The 447-nt window shown below is 38.7% G+C and carries 1 protein-coding gene; it reads right to left on the minus strand.

Features of this window, described 5'->3' with window-relative positions:
- On the minus strand, window positions 1-447 hold a 447-nt coding region (locus CUN59_RS22215), incomplete at both ends, for a CBS domain-containing protein (protein ID WP_243407000.1).

The following is a 447-nucleotide window of genomic DNA, read 5'->3' on the forward strand; positions in this document are numbered from 1 at the left end:
TTCATAATGGCGATCGCGGGCAATTGCCGCAGCCATTTCTAATAATGCGGGTGCGGTTTCTGGGTTAGCAATAGTAACTAATAATCTACCTCTCCCAATACTAGGAGAACGAGTTTGATAAACTAAATAAGAAGGTTCTGCTTGGGGACCTGTCACCCCATTTTCTCCATTGAGATGATCTGCTTCAGCGCGAATTATATCGGCACGGGTAATAATGCCAATTAATTTTTGTCCATCTACCACAGGTAAACGGCTAATTTGATATCTATCTAATAAATAGAGGACATGACTTAATCTATCTGCTGGTGATACTGTCACCGGTTTAGGTGTCATAACCTCTTTTAAAAAAATCTCATTTGGTAAGATATGATTACGAATTTTTTGTAAATCTGTTTGGGAAATCAATCCCACTAATTTATTATTTTCAACCACAGGAAAGCCGCGATG

Source organism: Cuspidothrix issatschenkoi CHARLIE-1 (assembly GCF_002934005.1).
In the GTDB taxonomy this organism is placed as follows: domain Bacteria; phylum Cyanobacteriota; class Cyanobacteriia; order Cyanobacteriales; family Nostocaceae; genus Cuspidothrix; species Cuspidothrix issatschenkoi.